The 24,227-nt window shown below is 69.6% G+C and carries 25 protein-coding genes; 15 read left to right on the top strand and 10 right to left on the bottom strand.

The genetic code is table 11. The features are described 5' to 3' along the window. Positions 1–28: 28 nt before the first annotated feature. From DKG75_RS02620 to DKG75_RS02605, 5 genes are read left to right on the top strand one after another with little or no spacing between them, the layout of a single operon-like run. On the top strand, positions 29–721 hold the full coding sequence (locus DKG75_RS02620; RefSeq protein ID WP_109919515.1) for an HAD family hydrolase: 693 nt from the start codon (positions 29–31) through the stop codon (positions 719–721). Then, positions 721–1,953, top strand: coding sequence for an aminotransferase class V-fold PLP-dependent enzyme (locus DKG75_RS02615; RefSeq protein ID WP_109919514.1), 1,233 nt, complete (start codon positions 721–723; stop codon positions 1,951–1,953). The genes DKG75_RS02620 and DKG75_RS02615 overlap by 1 nt, the downstream gene beginning before the upstream one ends. Next, positions 1,950–2,387, top strand: coding sequence for an iron-sulfur cluster assembly scaffold protein (locus tag DKG75_RS22875; RefSeq protein WP_133636860.1), 438 nt, complete (start codon positions 1,950–1,952; stop codon positions 2,385–2,387). Before DKG75_RS02615 ends, DKG75_RS22875 begins: the two co-directional genes overlap by 4 nt. Further along, the gene (gene pqqD, locus DKG75_RS02610) at positions 2,384–2,647 is read left to right on the top strand and encodes a pyrroloquinoline quinone biosynthesis peptide chaperone PqqD (RefSeq protein ID WP_208112007.1); all 264 of its coding nucleotides are present in this window, start codon (positions 2,384–2,386) and stop codon (positions 2,645–2,647) included. Before DKG75_RS22875 ends, pqqD begins: the two co-directional genes overlap by 4 nt. Beyond that, positions 2,647–3,891 (top strand): MgtC/SapB family protein, encoded by a 1,245-nt coding sequence (locus DKG75_RS02605; RefSeq protein ID WP_109919513.1) that lies wholly within the window; start codon positions 2,647–2,649, stop codon positions 3,889–3,891. Before pqqD ends, DKG75_RS02605 begins: the two co-directional genes overlap by 1 nt. Before the next feature lie 6 nt (positions 3,892–3,897). On the opposite strand, the gene DKG75_RS02600 is transcribed toward DKG75_RS02605, so the two are convergent. The 3 genes from DKG75_RS02600 to DKG75_RS02590 all read right to left on the bottom strand — a co-directional run bounded on the left by DKG75_RS02600 (position 3,898) and on the right by DKG75_RS02590 (position 6,149). Then, positions 3,898–4,776 (bottom strand): universal stress protein, encoded by an 879-nt coding sequence (locus DKG75_RS02600; RefSeq protein WP_109919512.1) that lies wholly within the window; start codon positions 4,774–4,776, stop codon positions 3,898–3,900. Positions 4,777–4,848: 72 nt separating this feature from the next. Beyond that, positions 4,849–5,286 (bottom strand): hypothetical protein, encoded by a 438-nt coding sequence (locus DKG75_RS02595; RefSeq protein WP_109919511.1) that lies wholly within the window; start codon positions 5,284–5,286, stop codon positions 4,849–4,851. 65 nt (positions 5,287–5,351) lie between these two features. Next, positions 5,352–6,149: a Crp/Fnr family transcriptional regulator gene (locus DKG75_RS02590; RefSeq protein ID WP_243746487.1), complete on the bottom strand. Its 798-nt coding sequence runs from the start codon at positions 6,147–6,149 to the stop codon at positions 5,352–5,354. A gap of 105 nt (positions 6,150–6,254) precedes the next feature. Between DKG75_RS02590 and DKG75_RS02585 the strand changes: the two genes are divergently transcribed. Continuing rightward, a complete protein-coding gene (locus DKG75_RS02585; protein WP_166646418.1) occupies positions 6,255–7,769 on the top strand; it encodes a bifunctional aminoglycoside phosphotransferase/ATP-binding protein in 1,515 nt (504 codons plus the stop codon). Here the strand turns inward: DKG75_RS02585 and DKG75_RS02580 are convergent. Continuing rightward, the gene (locus tag DKG75_RS02580; protein ID WP_341809841.1) at positions 7,742–8,731 is read right to left on the bottom strand and encodes a zinc-dependent alcohol dehydrogenase family protein; all 990 of its coding nucleotides are present in this window, start codon (positions 8,729–8,731) and stop codon (positions 7,742–7,744) included. The genes DKG75_RS02585 and DKG75_RS02580 overlap by 28 nt on opposite strands. Before the next feature lie 221 nt (positions 8,732–8,952). Between DKG75_RS02580 and DKG75_RS02575 the strand changes: the two genes are divergently transcribed. From DKG75_RS02575 to DKG75_RS02535, 9 genes are all read left to right on the top strand, one after another. Then, positions 8,953–10,095, top strand: a complete 1,143-nt coding sequence (locus tag DKG75_RS02575) for an extracellular solute-binding protein (protein WP_243746488.1) — start codon at positions 8,953–8,955, stop codon at positions 10,093–10,095. A gap of 74 nt (positions 10,096–10,169) precedes the next feature. After that, entirely contained in the window at positions 10,170–11,237 is a 1,068-nt protein-coding gene (locus tag DKG75_RS02570) for an ABC transporter ATP-binding protein (protein ID WP_109919507.1), read from the top strand. A gap of 3 nt (positions 11,238–11,240) precedes the next feature. Next, on the top strand, positions 11,241–12,125 hold the full coding sequence (locus tag DKG75_RS02565; protein ID WP_109919506.1) for an ABC transporter permease: 885 nt from the start codon (positions 11,241–11,243) through the stop codon (positions 12,123–12,125). Beyond that, on the top strand, positions 12,122–12,910 hold the full coding sequence (locus DKG75_RS02560; RefSeq protein WP_109919505.1) for an ABC transporter permease: 789 nt from the start codon (positions 12,122–12,124) through the stop codon (positions 12,908–12,910). The genes DKG75_RS02565 and DKG75_RS02560 overlap by 4 nt, the downstream gene beginning before the upstream one ends. 69 nt (positions 12,911–12,979) lie before the next feature. After that, entirely contained in the window at positions 12,980–14,350 is a 1,371-nt protein-coding gene (locus tag DKG75_RS02555; protein ID WP_109919504.1) for an aspartate aminotransferase family protein, read from the top strand. Between the two features lie 2 nt (positions 14,351–14,352). Next, positions 14,353–15,735, top strand: a complete 1,383-nt coding sequence (locus tag DKG75_RS02550; protein ID WP_109919503.1) for a glutamine synthetase family protein — start codon at positions 14,353–14,355, stop codon at positions 15,733–15,735. A 51-nt stretch (positions 15,736–15,786) separates the two neighbouring features. Beyond that, entirely contained in the window at positions 15,787–16,239 is a 453-nt protein-coding gene (locus DKG75_RS02545; protein ID WP_133636862.1) for a hypothetical protein, read from the top strand. Between the two features lie 9 nt (positions 16,240–16,248). Then, positions 16,249–16,887, top strand: a complete 639-nt coding sequence (locus DKG75_RS02540) for an OB-fold-containig protein (protein ID WP_109919501.1) — start codon at positions 16,249–16,251, stop codon at positions 16,885–16,887. Further along, positions 16,884–18,620 carry a flotillin family protein gene (locus DKG75_RS02535; RefSeq protein WP_109919500.1) on the top strand — a complete coding sequence of 579 codons (1,737 nt, stop codon included), beginning with the start codon at positions 16,884–16,886 and terminating at the stop codon, positions 18,618–18,620. Before DKG75_RS02540 ends, DKG75_RS02535 begins: the two co-directional genes overlap by 4 nt. A gap of 2 nt (positions 18,621–18,622) precedes the next feature. Here the strand turns inward: DKG75_RS02535 and DKG75_RS02530 are convergent, their stop codons facing one another. The 6 genes from DKG75_RS02530 to DKG75_RS02505 all read right to left on the bottom strand — a co-directional run bounded on the left by DKG75_RS02530 (position 18,623) and on the right by DKG75_RS02505 (position 24,138). Next, the gene (locus DKG75_RS02530) at positions 18,623–18,937 is read right to left on the bottom strand and encodes a cupin domain-containing protein (RefSeq protein ID WP_109919499.1); all 315 of its coding nucleotides are present in this window, start codon (positions 18,935–18,937) and stop codon (positions 18,623–18,625) included. Beyond that, positions 18,937–19,278 carry an arsenate reductase (glutaredoxin) gene (gene arsC, locus DKG75_RS02525; protein ID WP_109919498.1) on the bottom strand — a complete coding sequence of 114 codons (342 nt, stop codon included), beginning with the start codon at positions 19,276–19,278 and terminating at the stop codon, positions 18,937–18,939. Before arsC ends, DKG75_RS02530 begins: the two co-directional genes overlap by 1 nt. 71 nt (positions 19,279–19,349) lie before the next feature. Then, entirely contained in the window at positions 19,350–20,489 is a 1,140-nt protein-coding gene (locus tag DKG75_RS02520) for an acyl-CoA dehydrogenase family protein (protein ID WP_109919497.1), read from the bottom strand. Positions 20,490–20,491: 2 nt separating this feature from the next. Beyond that, the gene (locus tag DKG75_RS02515; RefSeq protein WP_109919496.1) at positions 20,492–21,667 is read right to left on the bottom strand and encodes an acetyl-CoA C-acyltransferase; all 1,176 of its coding nucleotides are present in this window, start codon (positions 21,665–21,667) and stop codon (positions 20,492–20,494) included. Between the two features lie 22 nt (positions 21,668–21,689). Next, positions 21,690–22,454, bottom strand: a complete 765-nt coding sequence (locus tag DKG75_RS02510) for an SDR family NAD(P)-dependent oxidoreductase (protein ID WP_109919495.1) — start codon at positions 22,452–22,454, stop codon at positions 21,690–21,692. A 34-nt stretch (positions 22,455–22,488) separates the two neighbouring features. Next, complete coding sequence (locus tag DKG75_RS02505; RefSeq protein ID WP_109919494.1) at positions 22,489–24,138, bottom strand: AMP-binding protein; 1,650 nt, start codon at positions 24,136–24,138, stop codon at positions 22,489–22,491. Positions 24,139–24,227: the final 89 nt, after the last annotated feature.

The raw sequence follows: 24,227 nt of genomic DNA, 5'->3' as shown, positions 1-24,227 counted from the left end.
ACAAAAGGCGGGTATCTTTCCCGCCACCATGTCGAATCTTCTCGTCATTCTCGATGTCGACGGCACCCTGATCCGCTCGACCGCCGTCGACGACCGGCTGATCGCCGCCGCCTGGGCCGATCTGCACGGTCATGCCATCGACACCGATTGGGCCGCCTACCGGACCTCGACCGACCGCGGCATCGCCCGGGAAATCCTGGCCGACCGGCTGAACCGCCCGGCCGACGACGGCGCCATCGCCGCGATCGAACAGGCGATCGCCGACCGTTATCCCCCTGACCTCCGCTTCGAGCAGGTGCCGGGCGCCGCCCGCCTGCTGGCCACCCTGCGCGGCCTGCCCAGCGTCGGCGTCGCCATCGCCAGCGGCAGTTTCCCGAAGACCGCGCGCCTGAAGCTGGGGGCGGCCCGCCTCTTCATCGACAATATCCCCGCCGCCTTTTCCGATGCCGACGACGAGCGCGCCGGCATCATCGAGGCGGCCTCGGCCAAGGCGGCGGCGGAACATGCGGTGCCGGCCTTCGCCAAAAGGGTCTATGTCGGCGACGGCGTGTGGGACCTGACTGCTGCGCGGAAACTGGGCATCGGCTTCGTCGGCCTTGCCGAGGGCGACAAGGCGGCGCGCCTGCGCGATGCCGGCGCCGACCTGATCCTGCCGGATTTCGCCGATCTCGAACGTGCCCTCGAGGCGATCTTCACCGCCGGCCTGCGGGACGGGGCTTGATGGAGCCCTTCTCGCCCGCGCGGCTGCGCGCCGAATACCCGATCCTGGCGGAAGAGATCGCCCCGGGCGTGCCGTTGCACTATCTCGACAACGGCGCGACCGGGCAGATGCCGCGCGCCGTGCTCGATGCCGTCGTCCGCCACGAGATGCACGGCCGCGCCAATGTGAAGCGCAGCGTCCACACCTTGGCCGCCCGCGCCACCGACGCCTATGACGCGGCCCGGGACGAGGTCGCCCGCTATCTCCATGTCGCCGCCCGCGACGTGGTCTTCACCGCCGGCTGCACCATGGCCCTCAACCTGGTCGCCCAGAGTTACGGCAGCCTGCTGCAACCGGGCGATGCGATCGCGGTCAGCGAACTCGAACACCATGCCAATATGGTGCCCTGGCAGATGCTGGCGGCGCGCCGGGGCTTGCGCCTCGTCCGCCTGCCCATGACCGCCGGGGGGCGTCTCGACCTTGCCGCCCTGCCCCGGGCGCTGGACGGCGTGAAGCTCGCCGCCGTCACCCATGCCTCGAATGTGACGGGTGCCATCACGCCCATTGCCGAGGTCGCGGCCCTGGCCCGGGCGGCAGGCGCCGTGCTCGTGGTCGACGGGGCGCAGATGGCGCCCCACGGGCCGGTGGACGTGCCGGCGCTCGGCTGCGATTTCTATGTCCTGTCCGGCCACAAGCTGGGGGCGCCCAACGGGGTCGGCGTGCTGTGGGGCCGGCGCCCGCTGCTCGACGCCATGCCGCCCTTCCTGGGCGGGGGCGAGATGATCCGCACGGTCGGTTTCGAGACCTCGACCTATGCCCGGCCGCCCCAGCGCTTCGAGGCCGGGACCCCGCCCATCGCGCCCGCGGTCGGCCTTGCCGCCGCCTGCCGCTTCCATGCCGCGATCGACCATCAGGCGGCGCTGGCCCACCAGCTGGCCCTGACCGGGCGCCTGATCGAGGGCTTGCAGGCCCGCTGCGGCAACCGCCTGCGCCTGCTCGGCCCCGCCGGCCTCGACGACCGCCTGCCCCTCGTCTCCTTCACCATCGAGGGCACCCACCCGCACGACCTCTGCCAGATCCTGGACCGGCGCGGCGTGGCGCTGCGCGGCGGCCATCATTGCGCCCAGGTTCTGCACCATGCCTTCGGGGTCGCCGGTTCCACCCGCGCGTCCCTGGCCGCCTTCAACGATGCGGGCGATATCGATGCCTGTCTCGCCGGGATCGAGGATGCCCTGAAAGTGCTGCTGCCATGAGCGACGATCTCTACCCGAAGGACATGCTGCGCGCCGCCAGCATCGTCACCCACGCCGGCCGCCTGGAGACGCCGGACGGCAGCGCCGCCCTGGACAATCCCTTTTGCGGCGACCGGGTGGAATTCGACGTCGCCCTCGATGGCGAACGCCGGATCACCGCCCTGCGCCACCGGGTGAAGGCCTGCGTGCTGTGCCAGGCGGCGACCAACCTGCTGGCGGCGGAAGCGGCCGGGCTCGACGCCGGATCCGTCGCCGCCCTGGGCGATACGCTGCTTGCCGGCCTGAAGCGGGGCGAGGCGCCCCTGCTGCCCGGCCACCCGGCCTTCGACCTTTTTACCGGGATCACCCGCCACCGGACGCGCTTCTCCTGCGTGCTGCTGCCCTTCGAAACCCTGGAAGCCGCCGCCCGCGCGGCAGCGGAGACGACGCCGTGAGCCAGCCCCGCCTCGCCCCCGGCGTCCGCCTGAGTTTCGACCAGCGCCGCCAATCCTGGATCCTGCAAGCGCCGGAACGGGTCGTCCTGCTCGATGCGATCGGGGCCGACGTTCTGAAACACGTCGACGGCAAGACCGCGACGGCGGCGATCGTCGCCAGCCTCGCGGAAGAATATGACGCAAGCGCGGACGAGATCGCCGGCGACATCGCCGACCTGATCGCCGACCTGGCCGAGCGCGGCCTGCTGGTGGTGCGCTGATGGACCCGATGGCCCTGATCGGCGATCTCGCCATCGCGCTCGGCTGCGGCGCGGTCATCGGCTTCGAGCGCGGCTGGACGCTGCGGGCCCAGGCCGACGGCACCCGCCCGGCGGGCATCCGCACCTTCAGCCTGATCGGCCTCGTCGGCGGCATCGCCGGCCTGGCCGGGCCCGGCTGGCCCCTGGCCGCCGCCGTGCTGGCCGTCGCCGGCCTGCTCGGGCTCGGCTATTGGCGCGCCTCGGCGACCGATGCGGACGTCAGCCTGACCTCGGTCGTCGCCGGGGTCCTGGCCGTGCTGCTGGGCGGCGCGGCGACCCTCGGCCACGGCCTGCCGGCGGCGATGGCCGCCGTCGTCGCCACCGTCATCCTGTCGGCGAAGCCGCTCACCCACCGCCTGCTGGAAAAGGTGGAGCCGCGGGAAATGTCGGCGGTGCTGCGGCTGCTGCTGATTTCCGTCGTGGTGCTGCCGGTGCTGCCCGACCAGGGCTATGGCCCCTATCAGGCGCTGAACCCGTTCAAGCTGTGGCTGATGGTGGTGGCGATTTCGGGCCTGTCCTTCCTCGGCTATGTCGCCATTCGCCTGGGCGATGCGCGTCGCGGGGTCCTGTTCGCCGGGGTGTTCGGCGGGCTCGTCTCCTCGACCGCGACGACCTTGGCGCTCGCCCGCATGGCCCGGCAGCAGCCGGCGGTGGGCCCGGCGGCGGCGGCCGGCACCCTGGCCGCCTGGATCGTCATGTGCTGCCGGGTGATCCTGATCGTCTATGTCCTCGATCCCGTGCTCGGGCTGGCGCTGGCGCTGCCGATGGCGGCCATGGCGGGGGCGGGCCTTCTGCTGACCCTGTGGTTCCTGCGCCTCGGCGGCAGCGGCAGCGCGGATGCGCCCCAGGCCCCGGCCAATCCGTTCGAGCTGGCCAGCGCGCTGCGCTTCGCCCTGCTGCTGGCCGGGATCATGCTGGTCTCGCGCTGGGTCGAAAGCCGCTTCGGCACTTCCGGCCTCGACGTCCTGGCCGTGATCTCGGGCATCGCCGACGTCGACGCCATAACCCTGTCGATCGCCGGCGGCACCACCGGCCAGGGCATCGGCCCGGCGGCGGCGACCGAAGTCATCGTCCTTGCCGCGGTCACCAATACGATCGTGAAGGCCGGCCTCGGCGCCTATGCCGGCGGCCGGATCCTGGCGACCCGGCTGGTGCCCGCCGCGGTGCTGATGACCGCGGCGGCAGGGGGCGCCCTGTTCCTCTAAGCGCCCTCAGTGGGCGAAGAGGACGGGGACCGGCGCCCCGTCGATGATTTCCTGGGTCAGGCCGCCCAGGAGATATTCGCGCACCCGGCTGTGGGTATAGGCGCCCATGACGATGAGGTCGGCGTCGCGCTCGATCACCTTGTCGAACAGGACTTTCGACAGGAGATAGCCCTCGGTGGCGACATCGGCGGTCTTCGCCTCGACGCCGTGGCTGGCGAGATAGGCCCTGACGCGGGCAAGGCCCCCGGCATCGACCGCATGGTCGAAGGTGACGACATCGACCGCGGTCGCCTGCACCAGGAAAGGCAGGGCCGCGGCCAGCGCCCGCGCCGCCTCGGCGCTGCCGTTCCAGGCGACCACGATCCGCTCGGGCCGGCGGGCGGCGGCGACATAGCCGTCCTCGATCCCGGGGACGAGCAGCACCGGCCGCGTGCTGGACCACAGGGCGCCGGTCAGGCTGTCCGCCTCCCCGCGCGAAACCGCGAGCGGGGTGCGGGCGATCACGGTCAGATCGGCCAGCCGGCCGCGCCGGCCGACCAGGCGCTCGGTGGCGCCGATCGCGGATTCGAAGCTGAGGGAAAAGCCGGGCTGGCGGGCGCGCGGCAGGTCGGCGGCCCCGGCCTCGACCAGTACCGCCTCGATCATCGCCTTGATTTCGGCGCGGGTCTCGGCCGCGGCGGCCTGGGCTTGGGCGATCAGGTCGGGCGCGAAGGCGATCCCCGACAGGCCATCGAAGACCGGGGGAATGACCAGGGCGGGATCGACCTCCGGCTGGAACACCTCGATATGGGCATCGAGATCGCGGGCGAGCCCGATGGCGTGGCGCAGGGCGGGTCGGGCGGTCTTCGGCCGTTCGACCGGCACCAGGATGGTCTTGAAGGACATGTTCCTACCTCGGCTGTCGGGCGGGGGGCGATGCCCCGCCGGTTCAAAGGTTACGGTGTTTCGCCCCGACCGTCACCGGCCCGGCGCCACCGCCAGGCGGCCGGCGTCGTGCCAGTCCCCGCCGGAAAACAATGCCGCCGCCCAGGGTACCGAGCGCTCGGGCAGGGCCAGCACGACATCGGCGCAGTCGAGATCGCGGGCGATGGTCCGCGCCGCCTCGACCAGGGCCAGCCCCGCGTGTTCGGGGAACAGCAGTTCGAGCACGCCGAGGGCATGCACCACCATCTCCCGCCCGCCCGCCGGCGTGGGCAGCACGGCATAGGCGAGAAGGCCGGTGATATAGCCCTCGCGCTCGGCCGCGATCAGGCCCCGGTCGGCCCGGCCCGAAAAGCGCGACGCGGTGCCCCGCCAGCTGGCGAGATCGGTCGCGCCCAGGCAGGCATTGGCCAGGGGAAAGGCGGCATCGACCCGGGCCGCCTGAAGGGTTGAGACGTGATAGGGTGCAGACATCGCCGCCTTCTCGCTGATCCCGGCCTGACGCTAGCGGCTGGCGCGGCCGGGCGCCTTGAGGTGGATCAAGTGATGTGGTCGAAGCCGGACGGCCCGTCGCCGTCCTCGATTCCGGCGATGGCGGCCAGCGCCCCGGTATCGAGGATCGTCGCCGCGTGGTTGCCCTTCAGGCTGATCAGCCCCTCGCCCTTCAGCTGGGTCAGGCTGCGGCTGACGGTTTCCGTGGTCAGGCCCAGGTAATCGGCGATATCGCCCCTCGTCATCGGCAGGCCGACCGGATTGGCCGGCTGGCCGCGCCGCACCGCCCGCGCCGACAGGGCGAGCAGGAAGGAGGCGATCCGCTCCCGCGCCGTCTTCCGGCCGAGCAGCACCATCTGGTCCTGGGCCGCCATCAGTTCGTTCATGGCGAGGCCCAGCATCTGGCGCTCGATCTTGGGCAATTCGTCGACCAGGCCGCGCAGCTGCGTGCGCTGGAACCGGCAGAAGGTGACGGGCGTGATCGCGGTCGCGCTATAGGCATAGGTGCCGCCCCGGGACAGGCCGAGGAAATCGCCCGCCATCATGAAGCCGGTCACCTGGCAGCGGCCGTCGGCCAGGAGCTTGAACACCTTGACCGTGCCGCCGGTCAGGTTGAACAATTCGTCGGCCGGCGCGCCTTCCTCGATGAAGGTGGTGCCGGCCTCGATCCGCTGGCGCGCCATGATCGCCGCCAGCCGGGCCAGTTCCTCGGCGCTCAGGGCGTGGCACATGTTGAAGGCGCGGGCCTCGCATAATTCGCATGTCGCCGCATCCGGATGCAGGCGCCGCCCATTGGGCACCGCCGCCACCCGGCATTCCGCCGCCAGATCCCGCTGCTGCTGCATCTTGCGCCCGCGCCTCAAAGTTGGTCCGCTGCTAGAAGTGAAGAAGCGCGGGCCTTCCCTCCTTGACCTGGATCAATGCAGTGCCGCTTTCCGGGGACTAATGCCTTGGACTTGAACCAGATCGAGACCATCGCCTTTCTCGGGGCCGAGGCGACCCACGGCGCCCCGGTGACGCGGATCGATACGTCCTGCGCCTCGGTCTTCCTGGCCGGCGAGCTGGCGTATAAGATCAAGCGGGCGGTCGACCTCGGCTATCTGGATTTCACCACCCTGGCCGCGCGCGAGGCCGCCTGCGCCGCCGAACTGGCGCTGAACCGCGCCACCGCGCCGAACCTTTACCTGCGCCTCGCCCATGTCACCCGCGCTGCCGGCGGCGCGCTGGCCCTGGACGGGGCGGGCGCGCCGATCGAGCCGGTCGTCGTCATGCGCCGCTTCGCCGACGGGGCGCTGGCCAGCCGGGCCCTGGACGCGGGCGCGATCGAGGGGGCGATGATCGCCGACCTCGGCCGCCGCCTCGCCGCCTATCACGATGCCTGCCCCCGGCCCGCGGTCCCGCCCCGGCCGGTGAGCCTGCGCCTGCAGCAATGCCTGCCGCCCATCCTGGCGCTGCGCGAGATCATGCCCGCGCCCCGGATCGAGGCCCTGGTCGAGCGCATGGCCACTGCTGCCGCCCGCGCCGACCCCGTGGTCGAGGCGCGGGCGCGCGACGGCTGGTGGCGGCGCGGCCACGGCGACCTGCATCTCGGCAACCTGTGCCTGATGGCGGGGCAATTGCTGCCCTTCGACGCCCTGGAATTCGACGACGAACTGGCGACCGGGGACCGGCTCTACGACCTCGGCTTCCTGATCATGGACCTGGGCCGGCGGGGGCGGGCGGATTTCGCCCTGGCCCTGCTCGACGCCTATGGCCCGATCGGGCCGGGCGGCGGTTCCCTGCTGCCGGTCTTCATCGCCCTGCGCGCCCTGATCCGGGCCTTCGTCGCCCATAATACCTGGCGCACCGGGGGCTGCGCCGGGCCGCCCCCGGTGGAAGCCGTCGGGGCCTATCTTGCGGTGGCGGAACAAAGCCTCGCCGCCGCCGGGCCGCGCGTGATCGCGGTCGGCGGCCTGTCGGGCACGGGGAAATCGACCCTGGCCCTCGCCCTCGCCCCCTTCATCGCGCCGGCGCCGGGCGCCCTGGTGCTGCGCAGCGATGCGGTCCGGAAGGCGCTGGCCGGCGTCGCCGAAACCGAGCGCCTGCCGCCCGACGCCTATGGCCCCGGTTCGAGCGAAAAAGTCTATGCCCGGATGTTCGAGCTTGCCCGCGCCGCCCTGGCGGAAGGGCGAAGCGTGATCCTCGATGCCGTCTTCGCCCGGCCGGGGGAACGGGCCGCCGCCGCCGCCCTGGCCGCCGATTTCGCCGGCCTCTGGCTGGAAGCGCCGCTCGACCTGCGGCAGCACCGAGTGGACAGCCGGCGCAACGATGCCTCGGACGCCACCGCCACGGTCGCCGCGGCCCAGGAAGCCCTGGACCTCGGCACCATCGACTGGCACCGCCTGACCGCCGGCGGCGACCGCGGGCAGGTGCTGGCCGCGGCCCGCGCCCGCCTCGCTCAGGGCACCAGCACCGCAGCGCCCTGAAGCCGGCCGGAGCGCAGGTCGCCCAGCGCCTCGTTCGCCCGGTCGAGCGGATAGGCGAAGGTCGAGGACCGCAGCGGGATTTCCGCCGCCAGCGCCATGAAGGCCTCGCCGTCCGCCCGCGTCAGATTGGCGACGGAACGCAGCACGCGCTCGTGCCACAGCACCTCGTAGGGGAAGGCCGGGATATCACTCATATGGATGCCGCCGCAGACCACCGTGCCGCCCTTGTCGACCCGCGACAGGGCCAGCGGCACGAGATCGCCGACCGGGGCGAAGATCAGCGCGGCATCGAGGATCGCCGGCGGCGCCTGATCCGAGCCGCCGGCCCAGATCGCGCCCAGGCTGCGGGCGAAATCCTGGGCCGCCCGGTCGCCGGGCCGGGTGAAGGCATAGACCTTCTGCCCCTTGGCGACCGCGACCTGGGCGATCAGATGGGCGGCGGCGCCGAAGCCGAAGATCCCCAGATGGTCCGCCGGCCCCGCCATCGCCCAGGTCCGATAGCCGATCAGCCCGGCGCAGAGCAGCGGCGCCGCCGCCTGATCGTCGTAACGGTCGGGAATGCGCAGCAGCGCGTCGGCCCGGGCCACCGCTTCCTCGGCATAGCCGCCGTCGACCGTGTAGCCGGTGAAGGCGGCGCGGGCACACAGGTTTTCGCGGCCGCGCCGGCAATAGCGGCAAGTCCCGCAGGTCGAGGCCAGCCAGGGCACCCCCACCCGCTCGCCCAGGGCCCAGCCGGTGACGCCCGGGCCGAGTTCCGCAATCCGCCCGACGATCTCGTGCCCCGGCACCACGGGCCCGCGCCGCCCGGGCAATTCGCCGTCGACCAGATGAAGATCGGTCCGGCAGACACCGCAGGCACCGACCCGGAGCCGCACCTCGCCGGCCCCGAGCGGCGGCGGCGCCCGCTCGCAACGGACGAGAGGCCGCCCCGCCCGCTCCGACACCAATGCCTTGTAAGCCACGGCCGATCCCCCGTTTCCGCCCCCGGGACGTACCCCCTTAAAATGGCAATTCGCGCCGCCGATTACTACCCGGCCGGACGTGAAATTGAGGTATCCCGATACTCGCCTTTTCGCGGCGCATCACATCATTTTCTTGTCACAGAGCGGTCACCGTAACAGCCTAAAGTCCGGCATCGCGTCTGTAACACACGATGGCCCAACAGGTTGGGAGGAGTCCCCGAATGACCGACAAGACCTTGATCGCGGCTAAAAAATTCAACCGCCGGACGCTGTTGGCCTCGGCCGCGGCCCTGGGCACCGTCGCCGCCGCCGGCCCCTTCGCCAGCCGCCGCGCGCTCGCGTCCTCGGGCGAGGTGCGGGTGTTCGCGTGGTCGTCGCATTTCACGCCGGACCTGCTGAAGCGCTTCGAGGCCGACACCGGCATCAAGGTGGCGCTGACCGAATACGGCACCAACGACGAGTTGCTGAACCAGCTGAAGGCGACCAACGGCGAAGGCTTCGACGTGATCATGCCGACCGTCGACCGCGTCGCCAATTACGTCGAGCTGGAACTGGTCCAGCCCCTGGACGAAGCCAAGCTGAAGATGGACAACATGCTGTCGGGCCCGGCCGCGGGCACCGCCGGCAAGGCGGGCATCGGCACCGGCGCCCGCTACATGTCCCCGGCCGACTGGGGCACCGAGGCCATCCTCTTCGACAGGAAGAAGGCGCCGATCGACTACGGCTTCTCGCTGGGCGACCTCTGGAAGGAAGAATACGCCGGCAAGGTCACGATCCGCGGCCATTCCGGCCTTGCGGGCGTCGGCCGCTACCTGGAGGCCCAGGGCAAGCTGCCGCATCCCTTCCTCGACGGCTTCGCCGACGAGGCCAAGATGGCCGCCATCTGGGACGAGATCCTGAAGTTCGCCGTCGCCCACAAGAAGAACGTCGGCCAGTTCTGGTCCAACGCCAACGAGGCGACCGCCGCCTATGTGGTGAACGGCTGCACCATCGGCCAGAACTGGGACGAGACCGCCGCCGCCCTGATCAAGGACGGCAAGGATGTCGGCTATCTCGCCCCGGCGGAAGGCGCCTTCGCCTGGCTGGAAGGCTATTGCGTGACCTCCAAGGCGAAGAATGTCGAGCAGGCCTATGCCTGGATGAACTGGTTCCTGGAGGCCAAGAATTCGGCCGATTATGTCGCCCCGCTCGCCTTCAACCCGGTCGCCAAGGGCGCCGAGAAGCATCTGCCGGATTCCGCCAGCACGTTCTTCTCCGCCGCCTATCCGAAGGATGCGCTGGACAAGCTGTGGTGGTGGCCGGCCCAGGCCGCCTGGTATGTCGCCAAGCGGAACGAATATCAGGACCGTTTCCTGGCCGCCTGATCCTTCCGACACCTGCGAAGACCCCGGCCCCGGCCGGGGTCTTCCGGCTTTCAATCCCGGTACCGGAGAGCCCCATGACCGCCGCCGTCGAGATCGATCACGTCACCCAGCGTTTCGGCGATTTCACGGCGGTCCACGATGCGACGCTGACCATCGAGGCGGGCGAATTCTTTTCCTTTCTCGGCCCGTCCGGCTGCGGCAAGACCACCCTGCTCCGCCTGGTTTCCGGCTTCACCGAGCCGACCGCGGGGCGGATCTCGATCGGCGGCAAGGACATGCGCGGCATCGGCCCGAACAAGCGGCCGACGGCGATGATCTTCCAGAACCTCGCCCTGTTTCCCCTGATGTCGGTGGCCGAGAACATTGCCTTCGGCCTCGAGGTGCGCGGCCTCGGCAAGGCGGCGCGGCGCCGCCGGGCCGACGAACTCCTGGACCTGATCGCCCTGCCGGGCCAGGGCGACAAGAAGGTTTCCGAACTCTCCGGCGGCCAGCGCCAGCGCGTGGCGATCGCCCGCGCCCTGGCGGTCGAACCCGCCGTCCTCCTGCTCGACGAGCCGCTGTCCGCCCTCGACCTCAAGCTGCGCCAGCACATGCGCGCGGAACTCCGCGCGATCCAGAAGCGGACCGGCGTCACCTTCATCTACATCACCCACGACCAGGGCGAGGCGCTGGCCATGTCCGACCGGGTGGCGGTGATGCGGGCCGGCCATATCGAGCAGGTGGCGAGCCCGACCGAGCTTTACGACCGGCCGGCCACCGGCTTCGTCGCCGGCTTCGTCGGCGAGACCAACCGCATTCCGGGGCGCCTGCTCCAGGCCGGCAACGGCTATGGCGTGATCGAGACCGCCTTCGGCCCCCTGTCCGCCCGCTTCGACGGCGCGGACAGCGACAGCCATGCCCTGTTCGTCCGGCCGGAGCGGCTCGGCCTCGGCGATGCCGGCCGGGGCAACCGCCTGCAGGCGACAATCGAGAACAGCGCCTTCGAGGGCGCCCATCTCCTCGTCTTCGCCCGGCTTGCCGACGGCAGCCCCCTGACCGTGCAGGTGCCGAACGGCGGCCAGCCGCTGGCCGTCGCACCGGGCGAGGGGTTCACCGTTTCCTTCGCCGCCGACGACGCCACCATCCTGCCGGCGGAGGCTTGAGCCATGGCCCTGCTGTTCCGCCGCCACGGCTGGCCGCTGAGCCTTGCCATGCTGCTGATCGTCGCCTTCTGGATCGTCATCCAGGTGGTGCTGCCGCAGCTCCTGATGATCGATTTCTCGTTCCGGCCCAACCTGCTGCCGAGCGAGTTGGGCGGCCCGAAGGACGGCTATACCCTGGGCAACTACCGGACGCTTTGGGCCAACGACGTCCATTTCGCCATTTTCGTGAAGACCATCGTCGCCTCCGCCGTCGTCACCCTGCTGACCTTTGCCGTCTGCTACCCGATCGCCTTCCACCTCGCCTATGAGCTGAAGGGGCCGAAGGCGGCCCGGCTGATGCTGGTGCTGGTCATCCCCTTCTGGATCAACGAGATCCTGCGCACATTCGCCTGGTATATCGTCCTGGCCTATGCCGGGCCGCTGAACGCGCTGCTGGTCTGGCTCGGCATCCTGGACGAGCCGATGCGCTTTCTCGACGGCAACGGCGGGGTCATGATCGGCATGGTCTATGCCTATCTGCTGTTCATGGTCTTCCCGCTCTACAACGCGATCGAAAGCCTGGACCCGGCGCAGGTGGAGGCGGCCCGCGACCTCGGCGCCTCCTGGGGCCGCATCCACCGCCGCGTCGTCATCCCCCATGCCAAGCCCGGCATCGCCACCGGCTGCATCATGGTCTTCATGCTGGCCGCCGGTTCCTATGCGGTGCCGGCCCTGCTCGGCTCGCCCAACAGCCGCTGGTTCACCGAGATCATCTACAACTGGTTCTTCGAGGGCGGGAACTGGAACCAGGGCGCGGCCTATGCCTTCATCCTGCTGCTGCTCTGCGTCGGCTTCATTTTCGCCATGATGCGGGTCTTCCGCGTCAGCCTCGGGGAGTTGACGCGATGACCGGCCGCACCTCGCCCCTGATGCGGGCCTATCTGGTCCTCTTCCTGCTCTATCTGTTCCTGCCGCTGGCGATCATGGGGCTGGCGACCTTCAACGACAGCCGCTTTCCGACCATCACGCCCTGGAATGCCTTCACCACCAAATGGTTCGATGCCCTCTTCGCCGACGGCAAGATGTGGGAAGCGCTGGGGTCCAGCGTCGTGATCGGCCTCGGCGTCGTCGTGCTTGCCGTGCCGACCGGGGTTTCGGCCGCCCTCCTGCTGCAATCGGTGCACCGCAAGGCGCGCACCGTGCTCTATGGCGTCATGGTTTCGCCCCTGCTGACCCCGGGGGTGATCATCGGCATCTCGACCCTGATCTTCTGGCGCGAGCGTTTCGGCATCGGCGGCGGCCCGCTGCTGACCGTGATCGCCCAGGCGAGCTTCATCTCCGGCTATGTCATGCTGATGGTCGCCGCCCGGCTGGAGCGTTTCGACCGCACGCTGGAGGAAGCGGCCCTCGATCTCGGCGCGACGCAAGGGACGGTGTTCCGCCGCATCACCCTGCCCTATCTGGCGCCCAGCCTGATCGCCGCCGCCTTCCTCGCCTTCCTGCAAAGTTTCGAGAATTACAACACCACCATGTTCGTGCGCGGGGTCGATACCACGCTGACGGTCTATATCGCCTCGAAGGTGCGGACGGGGGTGACGCCGGCGGTGAATGCCCTGGGGCTCATCCTGATCGCCCTGACCATCCTGGGCGCCCTGGTCCACGAGTTGCGCCGCCGGAAGGCCAGCCCCGCCTGACGCCCCCTTGCGAAAGCCGGGGCATCCGCCGCATCATCCGGCCTTCGCGCGTGAAACTCGGGTCAGGGCATGGACAAGACAGTCGCCGGCATCGCGGCCGCCAGCATCGAGGCCATGCTGGCCCGGGAAAAAGCCCGTTTCATCGCCGGCAACCCGATCTCGCAGCGCCTGGGCGACGAGGCGAAGCACCATTTCCCCGATGGCGTGCCCCTGCATTGGATGACCGACTGGGGCACCCCCTTCCCCCTGTTCGTGCGCGAGGCGCAGGGCGCAAGCCTGACCGACGCGGACGGCCACCGCTACCGCGACTTCTGCCTGGGCGATACCGGCGCCATGTTCGGCCATTCCCCCGGCCCGATCCTGACGGTGCTGGCGGAACAGGGCGGCCACGGCCTGACCTATATGCTGCCGACCGAGGATGCGCCGGCGGTCGGCCGCCTGCTGGCGGAACGCTTCGGCCTGCCCTTCTGGCAGGTGGCGGCGACCGCGACCGATGCCAACCGCTTCGCGCTGCGCTGGGCCCGGGCGATCACCGGGCGGCCGAAGATCCTGGTCTTCAACGGCTGCTATCACGGCACGGTGGACGAGACTTTCGTCCGCCTCCGCGACGGCGAGCCCATTCACCGCCCCGGCCTGCTCGGCCAGTTCGCGGACCTGACGCAAGGGGCGAGCGTGGTCGAATTCAACGACCTGCCGGCCCTTGAGGCCGCGCTCGCCGCCCGCGACGTCGCCTGCGTGATCACCGAACCGGCGCTGACCAATATCGGCATGGTGCTGCCCGATCCCGGCTTCATCGAAGGGGTGCAGGCGGCCTGCCGGGCGACCGGCACCCTGCTGCTGATCGACGAGACCCACACGATCTCGACCGGGCCGGGCGGCTGGACGCGGGCGCACGGCCTGTCGCCCGATTTCTTCGTCGTCGGCAAGGCGATCGCGGGGGGCGTCCCCTGCGCCGTCTGGGGTTTCACCGCCGCGATCGAGGCGGCGATGAAGGCCGCCCGGGCCCGCACCGGCCCCGGCCATTCCGGCATGGGCACCACCCTGTCCGCCAATGCCCTGGCGCTGAGGGCGCTGCGCGCCAACCTGGAACAGGTGATGACGCCGGCCGCCTATGATCACATGCTGGCCATGTCGGGCCGGCTGGCGGCGGGCATCCGCCGGGTGATCGCCGAGCGCGGGCTGCCCTGGCATGTCTCCGCCGTGGGTGCGCGGGCGGAATTCGTCTGCGGCCCGGTGCCGCCGCGGAACGGAACGGAGGCCGCCGCCGCCATGCACGGCGACCTGGAAGCGGCGATCCACCTGTTCCTGATGAACCGGGGCGTGCTGATCGCGCCTTTCCACAACATGACCCTGACCTGCCCCGCGACCACCACTGAAGATGTGGACCATCTGGTCGCCTGCGTCGCCGCCGCCTGCGACGCCCTGATTGCCGGAGCCTGACCTTGCCTTTCCGCCACCCCGCCGCCACCGACGGCGCCGAAGCCGCCGCCTTTCTCGCCGCCAACCCGGATATCGAGGCGGTGCAACTGGTCCTGACCGATACCAGCGGCGTTGCCCGGGGCAAGACCGTGCGCGCCCACGAATTGGCCGCCGTCTATACCCAGGGCCGGCCCCTGCCCTGTTCGATCCTCGGCCTCGACGTCACCGGCGCCGATGTCGACGAGACCGGCCTCGTCTGGGAGGAAGGCGACGCCGACCGCCTGGCCTTCCCGGTGCCGGGCACGCTGCGCCGCGCCCCTTGGCTGCCGGCGCCGACCGCCCAGGTGATCCTGTCGGTCTGGCACCTGGACGGCCGGCCGGAAGAGGCCGACCCCCGCCATGCGCTCGCCCGCGTCGTCGGGCGTTACAATGACCTGGGCCTGACCCCGGTGGTGGCGCCCGAGCTTGAGTTCTACCTGGTCGATCCGGCCATCGGGGCGGACGGCATGGTGCAACTGCCGAAGTCGCCCCTGACCGGCCAGCGCCTCGTCACCACCCAGGTCTATGAATTGAACGCGCTGGAGGAATTCGGCGCCTTCCTGACCGATCTCCAGGCCGCCTTCACCGTCCAGAAGCTGCCGGCGGAAACCGCGATCAGCGAATTCGCCCCCGGCCAGTTCGAGATCACCCTGCGCCACCAGCCCGATGCCCTGAACGCCATCGACGAAGCGATCTTCTTCAAGCGCACGGTGCGCGGCATCGCCCAGAAGCACGATCTGATCGCCACCTTCATGGCCAAGCCCTTCACCGGGCGGACCGGCTCGGGCCTGCATCTGCACCTGTCCATGAACGATGCCGCGGGCCGCAACGCCTTCGCCAGCGAGGACCCGACCGGGCCCGAGATCATGCGTCACGCCATCGCCGGCCTGATCGCCACCATGCCCGAGGCGACCGCGATCTTCGCGCCCGGCGCCAATTCCTATCGCCGTTTCCGGCTGGGCTCCTATGCCCCGATCGCGCCCTGCTGGGGGGTGAACAATCGTTCCGTCTCGGTGCGGGTGCCGATCGGGCCGGCGAGCAGCCGCCATGTCGAGCACCGGGTCTGCGGCGCCGATGCCAATCCCTATCTGGCGCTGGCCGCCGTGCTGGCCGGGGTCCATCACGGCATGACCGAGCAGTTGACCCCGCCCGCCATCGTCGAGAAGGACGGCTATGCCGAAACCGCCGAGCGCCTGCCCACCCAATGGGCCGATGCGATCGCGATCTTCGAGCGTTCCACCCTGATGCGCGATTACCTGGGCGCCCGCTATGCCGAGGTTTTCACCGCGATCAAGAAGGCGGAACTCGACCGCTTCTACGCCCAGGTCTCCGCCCTCGACTATGTCTGGTACCTGCGGAATGCCTGAATACCCGAAGCGTGCACCCGATCACAATTTAAGGCCGGCCCCAAGGTTGGCTTGACCGTAAGGCTGGGGCATTATCCGGCCATGGTGAATGCCCCCGCCCCCCGATCGCCGGCCAGCCTGTCGGACGCCCTTGCCGCCCTTTGCCTGGAGGCGGAAACCGCCGACCGCGATCTGGCGCAGGCGATGGCGCCCCTGCTGACAGCGCCAGCCGCCCGCCGGGGCTGGCTGCGCCGGCTGTGGGGACGCCTGCCCGGCGACGGGGAGGACAGCAGCCCGGCACCGGATGCGGCGACGCGGCTGCGCACGGCCATCGCCGGCGCCGATGCCCGCCGCCTCGCCCTCGCCTTCATCGAGGCGGAGGCGGACAGGCTGGCGGATGCACCGGCCCGCCTGTCCCTGATCGCCGCCGCGCGGGAAGCGAGTGCCGCCGAGGAACGCCGGGCCGGCAGCGGCCGCCGCCTGCTACATGAATTGCTGCCGCTCCGCGCCGCGACCGGATCGTGAGGCGCCACCATGCTGGAAACCCTGCTCGCCCCCGCCAACCAGCCCTTCGCCGTGGCGATCGGCCTGCTGCTCGGGCTGTTGCTGATCGAGGTCCTGGGCACGGTGACCGGCCATCGCCTGGGCGATCACGGCCACGACCATGAGATCGACGCCGACGGCGAGATCGACGGCGGCGGCGCGCTGGATTGGATCGGCCTCGGCAAGGTGCCGCTGGTCGTCCTCCTGGCCGAATTCTGCGCCGCCTTCGCCAGTTTCGGCCTGATCCTGCAAGCGGCGGCGGGCGCCGTCGCCGGGCCCCTGCCGGCCTGGGCGGCCGCCCTGGCGGTGCTGGTGCCGACCGTCTTCGCCACCCGCTGGCTGTCGATCGGGATCGCCCGCATCCTGCCCCGGGAAGAGACGGCGGCCGTCAGCATCGACAGCCTGGTGGGCCGGATCGCGACCATCGGCAGCGGCACCGCCCGCAGCGGCAATCCGGCCGAGGCCAAGGTCAAGGACCAGCACGGCCATATCCATTACGTGCGCGTCCACCCGGCGACGGAGGGGGACGTCCTGCCGGCGAATACGCGCATCGTCCTTCTGGCGCGGGCGGGGGGATTGTTCACCGCCGCGCGCCTGCCCGACGTCGATGACCTGGGGGGAAAACCATGATCGACCAATTGCTCGTCATCCTGACGCCGGTGTTGCTGGGCCTTGCCCTGCTGTTCGTCATCGGCCTGGTCTTCGCCCGGCTGTACCGGCGGGCGTCCAAGGAAATGGCCTTCGTGCGCACCGGCCTCGGCGGCTCCAAGGTCATTCTCGACGGCGGCGCCCTGGTATTGCCGGTGTTCCATGAAATCACCGGCGTCAACCTGAAGACCCTGAAGCTGGTGGTGCGCCGGGCCGAGAACGAGGCCCTGATCACCAACGACAAGCTGCGCGCCGATGTGACCGTCGAATTCTTCGTCCGCGTGAAGCGCGACTCCGACGCGATCCACATGGCGGCCCAGACCCTGGGCACCCGCACGAACGATACGGACGCCCTGCGCGAACTGGTCGAGGGCAAGTTCGTCGATGCGCTGCGCGCCGTCGCCGCCCAGATGACCCTGGAAGACCTGCACCTGAAGCGTGCCGATTTCGTGCAGTCGGTGCAGAACGTGGTGGCCGAGGATCTGTCGAAGAACGGTCTCGAACTCGAATCCGCCTCGCTCACCGGCCTCGACCAGACCGACCAGCGCTTCTTCAACCCGGAAAACGCCTTCGACGCCGAGGGCCTGACCAAGCTGAAGGAAAAGACCGAGTTGAAGCGCCGCGAGCGTTTCGTGGTCGAGCAGGACACGGAAGTGGCGATCAAGCGCAAGAACCTGGAAGCCACCCGCGAGAAACTGGACCTCGAGCGCCAGGGCGAGGATGCGGCCCTGGCCCAGCAGCGCGAGATCGCCTTCATGCGCGCCGCCGCCTCGACCGAGATCGCCAAGAAGGAAGCCGCCGCCGAGCAGGAAGCGGAAAACGCCCGCATCGATGCCCAGCGCAAGGTCGAGACGGTGAAGATCGCCAAGGACCGCGACCTGGAGATCGAGCGCCAGAAATCCCAGGTCGATGTCGCCAAACAGTCGGAAGCCCGCATTGCCGCCGAAGCCTCGGCCGAGCGGGCCCGGATCGAGGCCGACCAGCAGGTCCAGACGGTGAGGATCGAGACCGACAAGACCGTCGCCATCACCCGCCAGCAATCCGAGATCGCCCTGGCCGAACAGTCGAAGGCGCGCTCCGCCGCCGAAGCCGCGGCCGCCCTGGCCAAGGCCGAGGAAGTGCGGGCGGCGGAACAGGTGGAAACCGCCCGCGCCCTCGAAAAGGCGGAACGCCAGCGCCAGGTCGAACTGACCGAGGCCCGGCGGGAAGCGGAGAAGCAGGCGGTCTCCGTCACCGTGGGCGCCGAAGCCGACCGCAAGGCCGCCGACGAAAGGGCCGAGGCGCTGCGCATCGAAGCCCAGGCCGCGGCGGATGCGGAACGGATCAAGGCGGAGGCCCGCGCCAAATCCTACGAGGTCGATGCCGCCGGCCAGCAGGCCCTGAACGCCGCCCGCAACACCCTGACCGACAAGATCGTCGAGTTGGAAATCCGCCAGCGCCTGATCGAGAAACTGCCCGAGATCATCGCGGAAATGGTGAAGCCGGTCGAAAAGATCGATTCGATCCGCATCGTCGACCTCGGCGGCGTCCAGCGCCTGAGCGACGGGGCGGAAGGCACCGCGCCCGCGGCCGAGGACGGCAACCTGGCCGACCGGGCGGTTTCCGCCGCCCTTCGCTATCGGACCCAGGCCCCCTTGCTGGACAGCCTGCTGGCGGAAGTCGGCCTTGGCGGCGGCAAGGGGCTGGACGGCCTGATTCCGAAGACCGGCCCGTAATCTCAGACCGAGCCCGGCCGCTCCACCACCAGGATGCGCGCCGGGCCGAGGGGATGGGCGACATGTTCCGCGCCGATGCCGGCATGGACGATGTCGCCCGCCCGCATGCGGGTGACCTGGGCAGTGCCCGCCCCGTCCTTCCAATGCATGTCGATGATGCCGTCCAGCACGACGAAGACTTCCTCGCCGTCGTTCACATGCCAGACATAGGGCTGGTCGGTCCAATGCAGGCGCACGGTGGCGGCATCGAAGCGGGCGATGTCGAGGGCACCCCAGGCGCGATCGGCGGTGAAGCCGCGCGGATCGATGAAGCGCATCAGAGCAGCTCGTGCACCAGTTCAATGGGCCGGGTGGCCCGGCCGCCCTTGTCCGAGGTGACGATCGGCCGGTTCAGCAGGATCGGATGCTCGGCGATGGCATCGAGGATCGCCGCATCGGATGCCCCGGCGAGGTTCAGTTCCTTCGCCAGCGGTTCCTTGGCACGCAGCAGGTCCCGGGCGCTGAGGCCCTTGGTGGCGGCAAGCGCGGCCAGTTCGGCCCGGGTCGGCGGCGTCTTCAGGTATTCGATCACACGCGGCTCGGTCCCGGCCTCGCGGATCAGGGCCAGGGTATTGCGCGAGGTGCTGCACTTCGGGTTGTGATAGAGGGTCACCGGCATCGGATGCTCCCGGCAGAATGGGCGGGTGGCGAGAATAGCACCGCCCGCGCCGGGGTCATCCCCCCACCCTGCTAGAGACTGCGCGCGATCACCATGCGCTGGACGTCCGAGGTGCCTTCATAGATCTGGCAGACGCGGACATCGCGATAGATGCGCTCGACCGGGTAATCGGCCAGATAGCCGTAGCCGCCCAGGGTCTGGATCGCGACCGAGCACACCCGTTCCGCCATTTCGGAAGCGAAGAGCTTGGCCTGGCTCGCCTCGATCAGGCAGGGCAGGCCCGCCTCGCGCAGGCGGGCGGCGCGATGGACCATGAGGCGCGCGGCCTCGACCTGGGTCGCCATGTCGGCCAGGCGGAAACCGACCGCCTGGTGGTTCATGATCGGCTGGCCGAAGGTGACGCGCTCCTTCGCATAGGCGATGGCATAGTCGAGGGCGGCGCGGGCCATGCCCACCGACTGGGAGGCAATGCCGATGCGCCCGCCTTCCAGGTTGGACAGGGCGATCTTATAGCCCTCCCCTTCCTTGCCCAGCAGGTTTTCGGCCGGCAGGCGCAGGTCCTCGAAGACGATCTGGCAGGTGTCGGAGGCATGCTGGCCGAGCTTGTCCTCGACCCGGGCGACCTGGTAACCCGGCGCATCCGTCGGCACGATGAAGGCGGAAATGCCCCTCTTGCCGGCGGCGGGGTCGGTGACGGCGAAGACGATCGCCACCTTGGCATTCTTGCCCGAGGTGATGAACTGCTTGGTGCCGTTCAGGACGTAATGGCTGTTGCCGTCCTTCACCGCCCGGGTCTTCAGGTCGGCGGCATCGGAGCCGGCCTGGGGCTCGGTCAGCATGAAGGCGCCGATGGCCTTGCCCGCCGCCATGTCGGGCAGGTAGCGCCGCTTCTGCTCCTCGGTGCCGAATTTCAGGATCGGCAGGCAGCCCACGGAATTATGCACGCTCATGATGGTGGACAGCGCGCCGCAGCCGGCGGCGATTTCTTCCAGCGCCATGGCATAGGCGAGATTGCCGGTATCCGAGCCGCCCCATTCCTCCGGCACCACCATGCCGAAGAAGCCGAGCTCGCCCATCTCGGCGATCGCTTCCGCCGGGAATTCGTGGCGGCGGTCCCAGTCGCCGGCGAAGGGCGCGAGGCGTTCCGCGGCGAAGGCACGCGCCGCGTCGCGGATCTGGACCTGTTCTTCGGTGAAGCCGAAATCGCTCATGGTCAGTGCACCAGTTCGACCGCCATGGCGGTCGCTTCGCCGCCGCCGATGCAGAGCGAGGCGACACCGCGCTTCAGGCCGTATTTCTGCAAGGCCGCCAGCAGGGTGACCAGGATCCGCGCCCCCGAGGCGCCGATCGGATGGCCGAGCGCGCAGGCGCCGCCATGGATGTTCACCGTCGCGGGGTCGAGGCCAAGCTCGCGGATCGCCGCCATGGCCACGACGGCGAAGGCTTCGTTGATCTCGAAGAGATCGACGTCGTTCCGGGCCCAGCCGGTCTTGGCGAAAAGTTTCTCGATCGAGCCGATGGGCGCGGTCGGGAACAGGCTCGGCTTGTCGGCATGGGTGGTGTGGCCGCGGATCACGGCGATCGGGGCCAGGCCGCGCTGTTCCGCTTCCGAGCGCTTCATCAGGACCAGCGCCGCGGCGCCGTCCGAGATCGAGGAGGAATTGGCCGCGGTCACCGTGCCGCCGTCGCGGAAGGCCGGCTTCAGGGTCGGGATCTTGTCCAGCCTCGCCTTCGGCGGCTGTTCGTCGCTGGCGACCTCGCCGCCCTTCTTCAGGGCGACGGGGACGATCTCCCCGGCGAAGGAGCCGTCGGCGATCGCCTTCTGCGCCTTGGTCAGGGATTGAATCGCATAGGCATCCTGTTCTTCCCGGCTGAATTGGAAGGACTGGGCGCAATCCTCGGCAAAGGTGCCCATCAGGCGGCCCTTGTCGTAGGCGTCTTCGAGGCCGTCGAGGAACATATGGTCCATGATCCGGCCATGGCCCATGCGATAGCCGGCCCGCGCCTTCTCCAGCAGGTAGGGCGCATTGGTCATGCTTTCCATGCCGCCGGCGACCGCCACCTTGGCCGAGCCGGCCAGGATCAGGTCATGGGCGAACATGGCCGCCTTCATGCCCGAGCCGCACATCTTGTTGACCGTGGTCGCCCCCGCGCCCAGCGGCAGGCCGGCGCCCAGCGCCGCCTGGCGGGCGGGCGCCTGGCCCTGGCCGGCCGGCAGCACGCAGCCGAACACGGTCTCCTCGACCGCCTCGGGGGCGAGGCCGGCGCGCGACAGGGCGGCGCGGATCGCGGTCGCGCCCAGCTGCGCGGCGGTGAAATCCTTCAGGTCGCCCTGAAACCCGCCCATGGGGGTACGCGCGGCACCGACGATGACGATGGGATCTTCCATGATGCGTCTCCTTGCCTGTTCGTTATTTCGCAGCCATGCGCAGGGCACCGTCGAGGCGGATGACCTCGCCGTTCAGCATGCGGTTCTCGGCGATATGCTTGACCAGGGCGGCGAATTCCGCCGGGTAACCGAGGCGCGAAGGGAAGGGCACGAGCCGGCCCAGGCTGTCCTTCACCTCCTGCGGCATGCCCGCCATCATCGGCGTCTCGAAGGTGCCGGGCGCGATCGAGACCACGCGGATGCCGGTGCGCGCCAGTTCGCGGGCGATCGGCAATGTCATGCCGACCACGCCGCCTTTCGAGGCCGCATAGGCCGCCTGGCCGATCTGGCCGTCATAGGCGGCGATCGAGGCGGTGTTCACGATCACGCCGCGCTCGCCGTCCTCGCCCGGCTCGTTCTTCGCCATGGCGAAGGCGGCGACGCGCAGCATGTTGAAGGCGCCGATCAGGTTGACGCCGATCACCTTGGCGAATGTATCCAGCCGGTGGGGGGCGTCGCGCCCCACCACTTTTTCGCCGATCACGATGCCGGCGCAATTGGCAAGGCCGTGGAGCGCGCCGAACCTGGCCAGGGCGGCATCGACCGCGGCCTGCGCGTCGTCGGCATTGGTGACGTCGGTCTTCACGAACAGGGCCTTGGCCCCCAGTTCGCCGGCGACCGCCTCGCCGTTCGGATTGACGTCGACGAGAACGGCATTGCCGCCTTCCGCCACCACCATCTTCGCCGTCGCGAGGCCGAGGCCCGAAGCGCCGCCGGTTACGATGAAGGTCTTGCCCGTGATCTGCACGATTGGCTCCTGAATGCTTATGTTCGGGTCGCGGTCAGGCGGCCGAGGCTTCCTTGGCCTTGGCCACTTCCTGGTTGCGCAGGATGAAGCGCTGGACCTTGCCGGACGGGGTCTTCGGCAGGTCGGTCACGAATTCGATCTCGCGCGGGAAGGAATGGGTCGACAGGCGCTTGCGGACATAGAGCTGCAATTCCTCGACCAGGGCATCCGACGGCTCGAAGCCCTTGGACAGGACGACGAAGGCCTTGACGATTTCGGTCCGCTCGGGATCGGGCTTGCCCACCACCGCCGCCTCGACCACCGCCGCATGCTCGATCAGCGCGCTTTCGACGTCGAAGGGGCCGATGCGATAGCCGGCCGAGGTGATGATGTCGTCCGAGCGGCCGACGAAGCTGATCGAACCGTCGTCGTTCAGTTCCACCGTGTCGCCGGTCAGGTAATAGGGGCCGACGAAGCTGGGCGTATCGCGGTTCAGATAGCCGGGGAACCAGAACAGCGGCGACTGGCTGCGGTCGAGCGCCAGAATGCCGGGCTTGCCGACCGGCAATTCCTCGGTCCCTTCCTCGTTCACCACGGTGGCGCGATAGCCGGGCATGGACAGGCCGGCGGAGCCGAGACGGATCGGATGGTCCAGGCCGTGGTGGTTGTTCACCACCATGCCCAGCTCGGTCTGGCCGTAATGGTCGTTGATCGGGGCGGCCAGGTGTTCGGCGAACCAGCGGATCACTTCCGGGTTCAGCGGCTCGCCGGCCGAGGAGACGGCGCGCAGCTGGCCCTTCACCGGCGCGGCGGCCTCGGCGCCGGCCGCGATCAGCAGGCGATAGGCGGTGGGCGACCCGGCCAGATTGGTGATGCCCAGGTCCTTGATCAGCTTGTAGGTCGATTCGACCGTGAACGAGCCTTCGTAGAAAGTGGTGGTATGCCCCAGCAGCAGGGGGCCGGTCACGGCGTAGTAGAGGCCATAGGCCCAGCCCGGATCGGCGATGTTCCAGAACTTGTCCTCGGGGCGGAGGTCGACCGCATCACGCATGTAGACGCCGAAGGACAGCAGCGCCTTCAAGGGCACGGGCACGCCCTTGGGCAGCCCCGTAGTGCCCGAGGTGAACATCAGGAGGAAGGCATCGTCGGCGCCGCGCAGCACCGGCTCGAAGCCGGCGTCGCGGGCGGCAAGCTCGGCCTTGAAGTTCAGGTCGCCGGCGGGAACCGTGTCACCCACGGTCAGGACCGGTGGGCAATCGACCACATCGTCCAGCTTCGGCCGGTTGACGAGATCGGTGACGACCAGCTTGCTTTCAGCCGATTTCACCCGGTGCTCGATCGCCTTCGGGCCGAAGGCGGTGAAGAGCGGGTTATAGACCGCGCCGATGCGCCAGGCGCCGAGGATGGTGATCAGCAGTTCCGGGGTGCGGGGCAGCAGGCCGGAAATCCGGTCGCCGGCCTTGACGCCCAGGGCGGTCAGGACATTGGCGAAACGCGCGGTCTGGTCGCGCAGTTCCTCGAACGTCAAGGTCGAGAGCGTGCCGTCCTTGGCGACATAGTTCAGCGCCACCTTGCCCGGCGCGACATGGGCGTCGCAGCATTCGAGGCAGGCGTTCAGGCCGCCGGCAAGGCTGCCCTTCAGGATTTCCCGCTCCAGCGCCTCGACGGTGAAAGCGGCGATAACGGACGAATAGCTACGCTTCATCTGCGCGTCTCCCTTGTGCCTTGGTCTTGGCCATGGCCCTTTGATGCATGGGGTTAAGCCCATTGCATGGCTGCTACAATGGCAGCAGG

The sequence above is a fragment of the Zavarzinia compransoris genome (assembly GCF_003173055.1).
GTDB lineage: Bacteria > Pseudomonadota > Alphaproteobacteria > Zavarziniales > Zavarziniaceae > Zavarzinia > Zavarzinia compransoris.
Note: the sequence above shows the minus strand (reverse complement) of the source record. Positions and strands in the feature narration are given on the sequence as shown.

Coding starts and splice junctions, on each gene's coding strand:
- DKG75_RS02620 (WP_109919515.1), top strand. CDS start 29: ATGTCGAATCTTCTCGTCATTCTCGATGTCGACGGCACCCTGATCCGC.
- DKG75_RS02615 (WP_109919514.1), top strand. CDS start 721: ATGGAGCCCTTCTCGCCCGCGCGGCTGCGCGCCGAATACCCGATCCTG.
- DKG75_RS22875 (WP_133636860.1), top strand. CDS start 1,950: ATGAGCGACGATCTCTACCCGAAGGACATGCTGCGCGCCGCCAGCATC.
- DKG75_RS02605 (WP_109919513.1), top strand. CDS start 2,647: ATGGACCCGATGGCCCTGATCGGCGATCTCGCCATCGCGCTCGGCTGC.
- DKG75_RS02600 (WP_109919512.1), bottom strand. CDS start 4,776: ATGTCCTTCAAGACCATCCTGGTGCCGGTCGAACGGCCGAAGACCGCC.
- DKG75_RS02595 (WP_109919511.1), bottom strand. CDS start 5,286: ATGTCTGCACCCTATCACGTCTCAACCCTTCAGGCGGCCCGGGTCGAT.
- DKG75_RS02590 (WP_243746487.1), bottom strand. CDS start 6,149: ATGCAGCAGCAGCGGGATCTGGCGGCGGAATGCCGGGTGGCGGCGGTG.
- DKG75_RS02575 (WP_243746488.1), top strand. CDS start 8,953: ATGACCGACAAGACCTTGATCGCGGCTAAAAAATTCAACCGCCGGACG.
- DKG75_RS02570 (WP_109919507.1), top strand. CDS start 10,170: ATGACCGCCGCCGTCGAGATCGATCACGTCACCCAGCGTTTCGGCGAT.
- DKG75_RS02565 (WP_109919506.1), top strand. CDS start 11,241: ATGGCCCTGCTGTTCCGCCGCCACGGCTGGCCGCTGAGCCTTGCCATG.
- DKG75_RS02560 (WP_109919505.1), top strand. CDS start 12,122: ATGACCGGCCGCACCTCGCCCCTGATGCGGGCCTATCTGGTCCTCTTC.
- DKG75_RS02555 (WP_109919504.1), top strand. CDS start 12,980: ATGGACAAGACAGTCGCCGGCATCGCGGCCGCCAGCATCGAGGCCATG.
- DKG75_RS02540 (WP_109919501.1), top strand. CDS start 16,249: ATGCTGGAAACCCTGCTCGCCCCCGCCAACCAGCCCTTCGCCGTGGCG.
- DKG75_RS02535 (WP_109919500.1), top strand. CDS start 16,884: ATGATCGACCAATTGCTCGTCATCCTGACGCCGGTGTTGCTGGGCCTT.
- DKG75_RS02530 (WP_109919499.1), bottom strand. CDS start 18,937: ATGCGCTTCATCGATCCGCGCGGCTTCACCGCCGATCGCGCCTGGGGT.
- arsC (WP_109919498.1), bottom strand. CDS start 19,278: ATGCCGGTGACCCTCTATCACAACCCGAAGTGCAGCACCTCGCGCAAT.
- DKG75_RS02520 (WP_109919497.1), bottom strand. CDS start 20,489: ATGAGCGATTTCGGCTTCACCGAAGAACAGGTCCAGATCCGCGACGCG.
- DKG75_RS02515 (WP_109919496.1), bottom strand. CDS start 21,667: ATGGAAGATCCCATCGTCATCGTCGGTGCCGCGCGTACCCCCATGGGC.
- DKG75_RS02505 (WP_109919494.1), bottom strand. CDS start 24,138: ATGAAGCGTAGCTATTCGTCCGTTATCGCCGCTTTCACCGTCGAGGCG.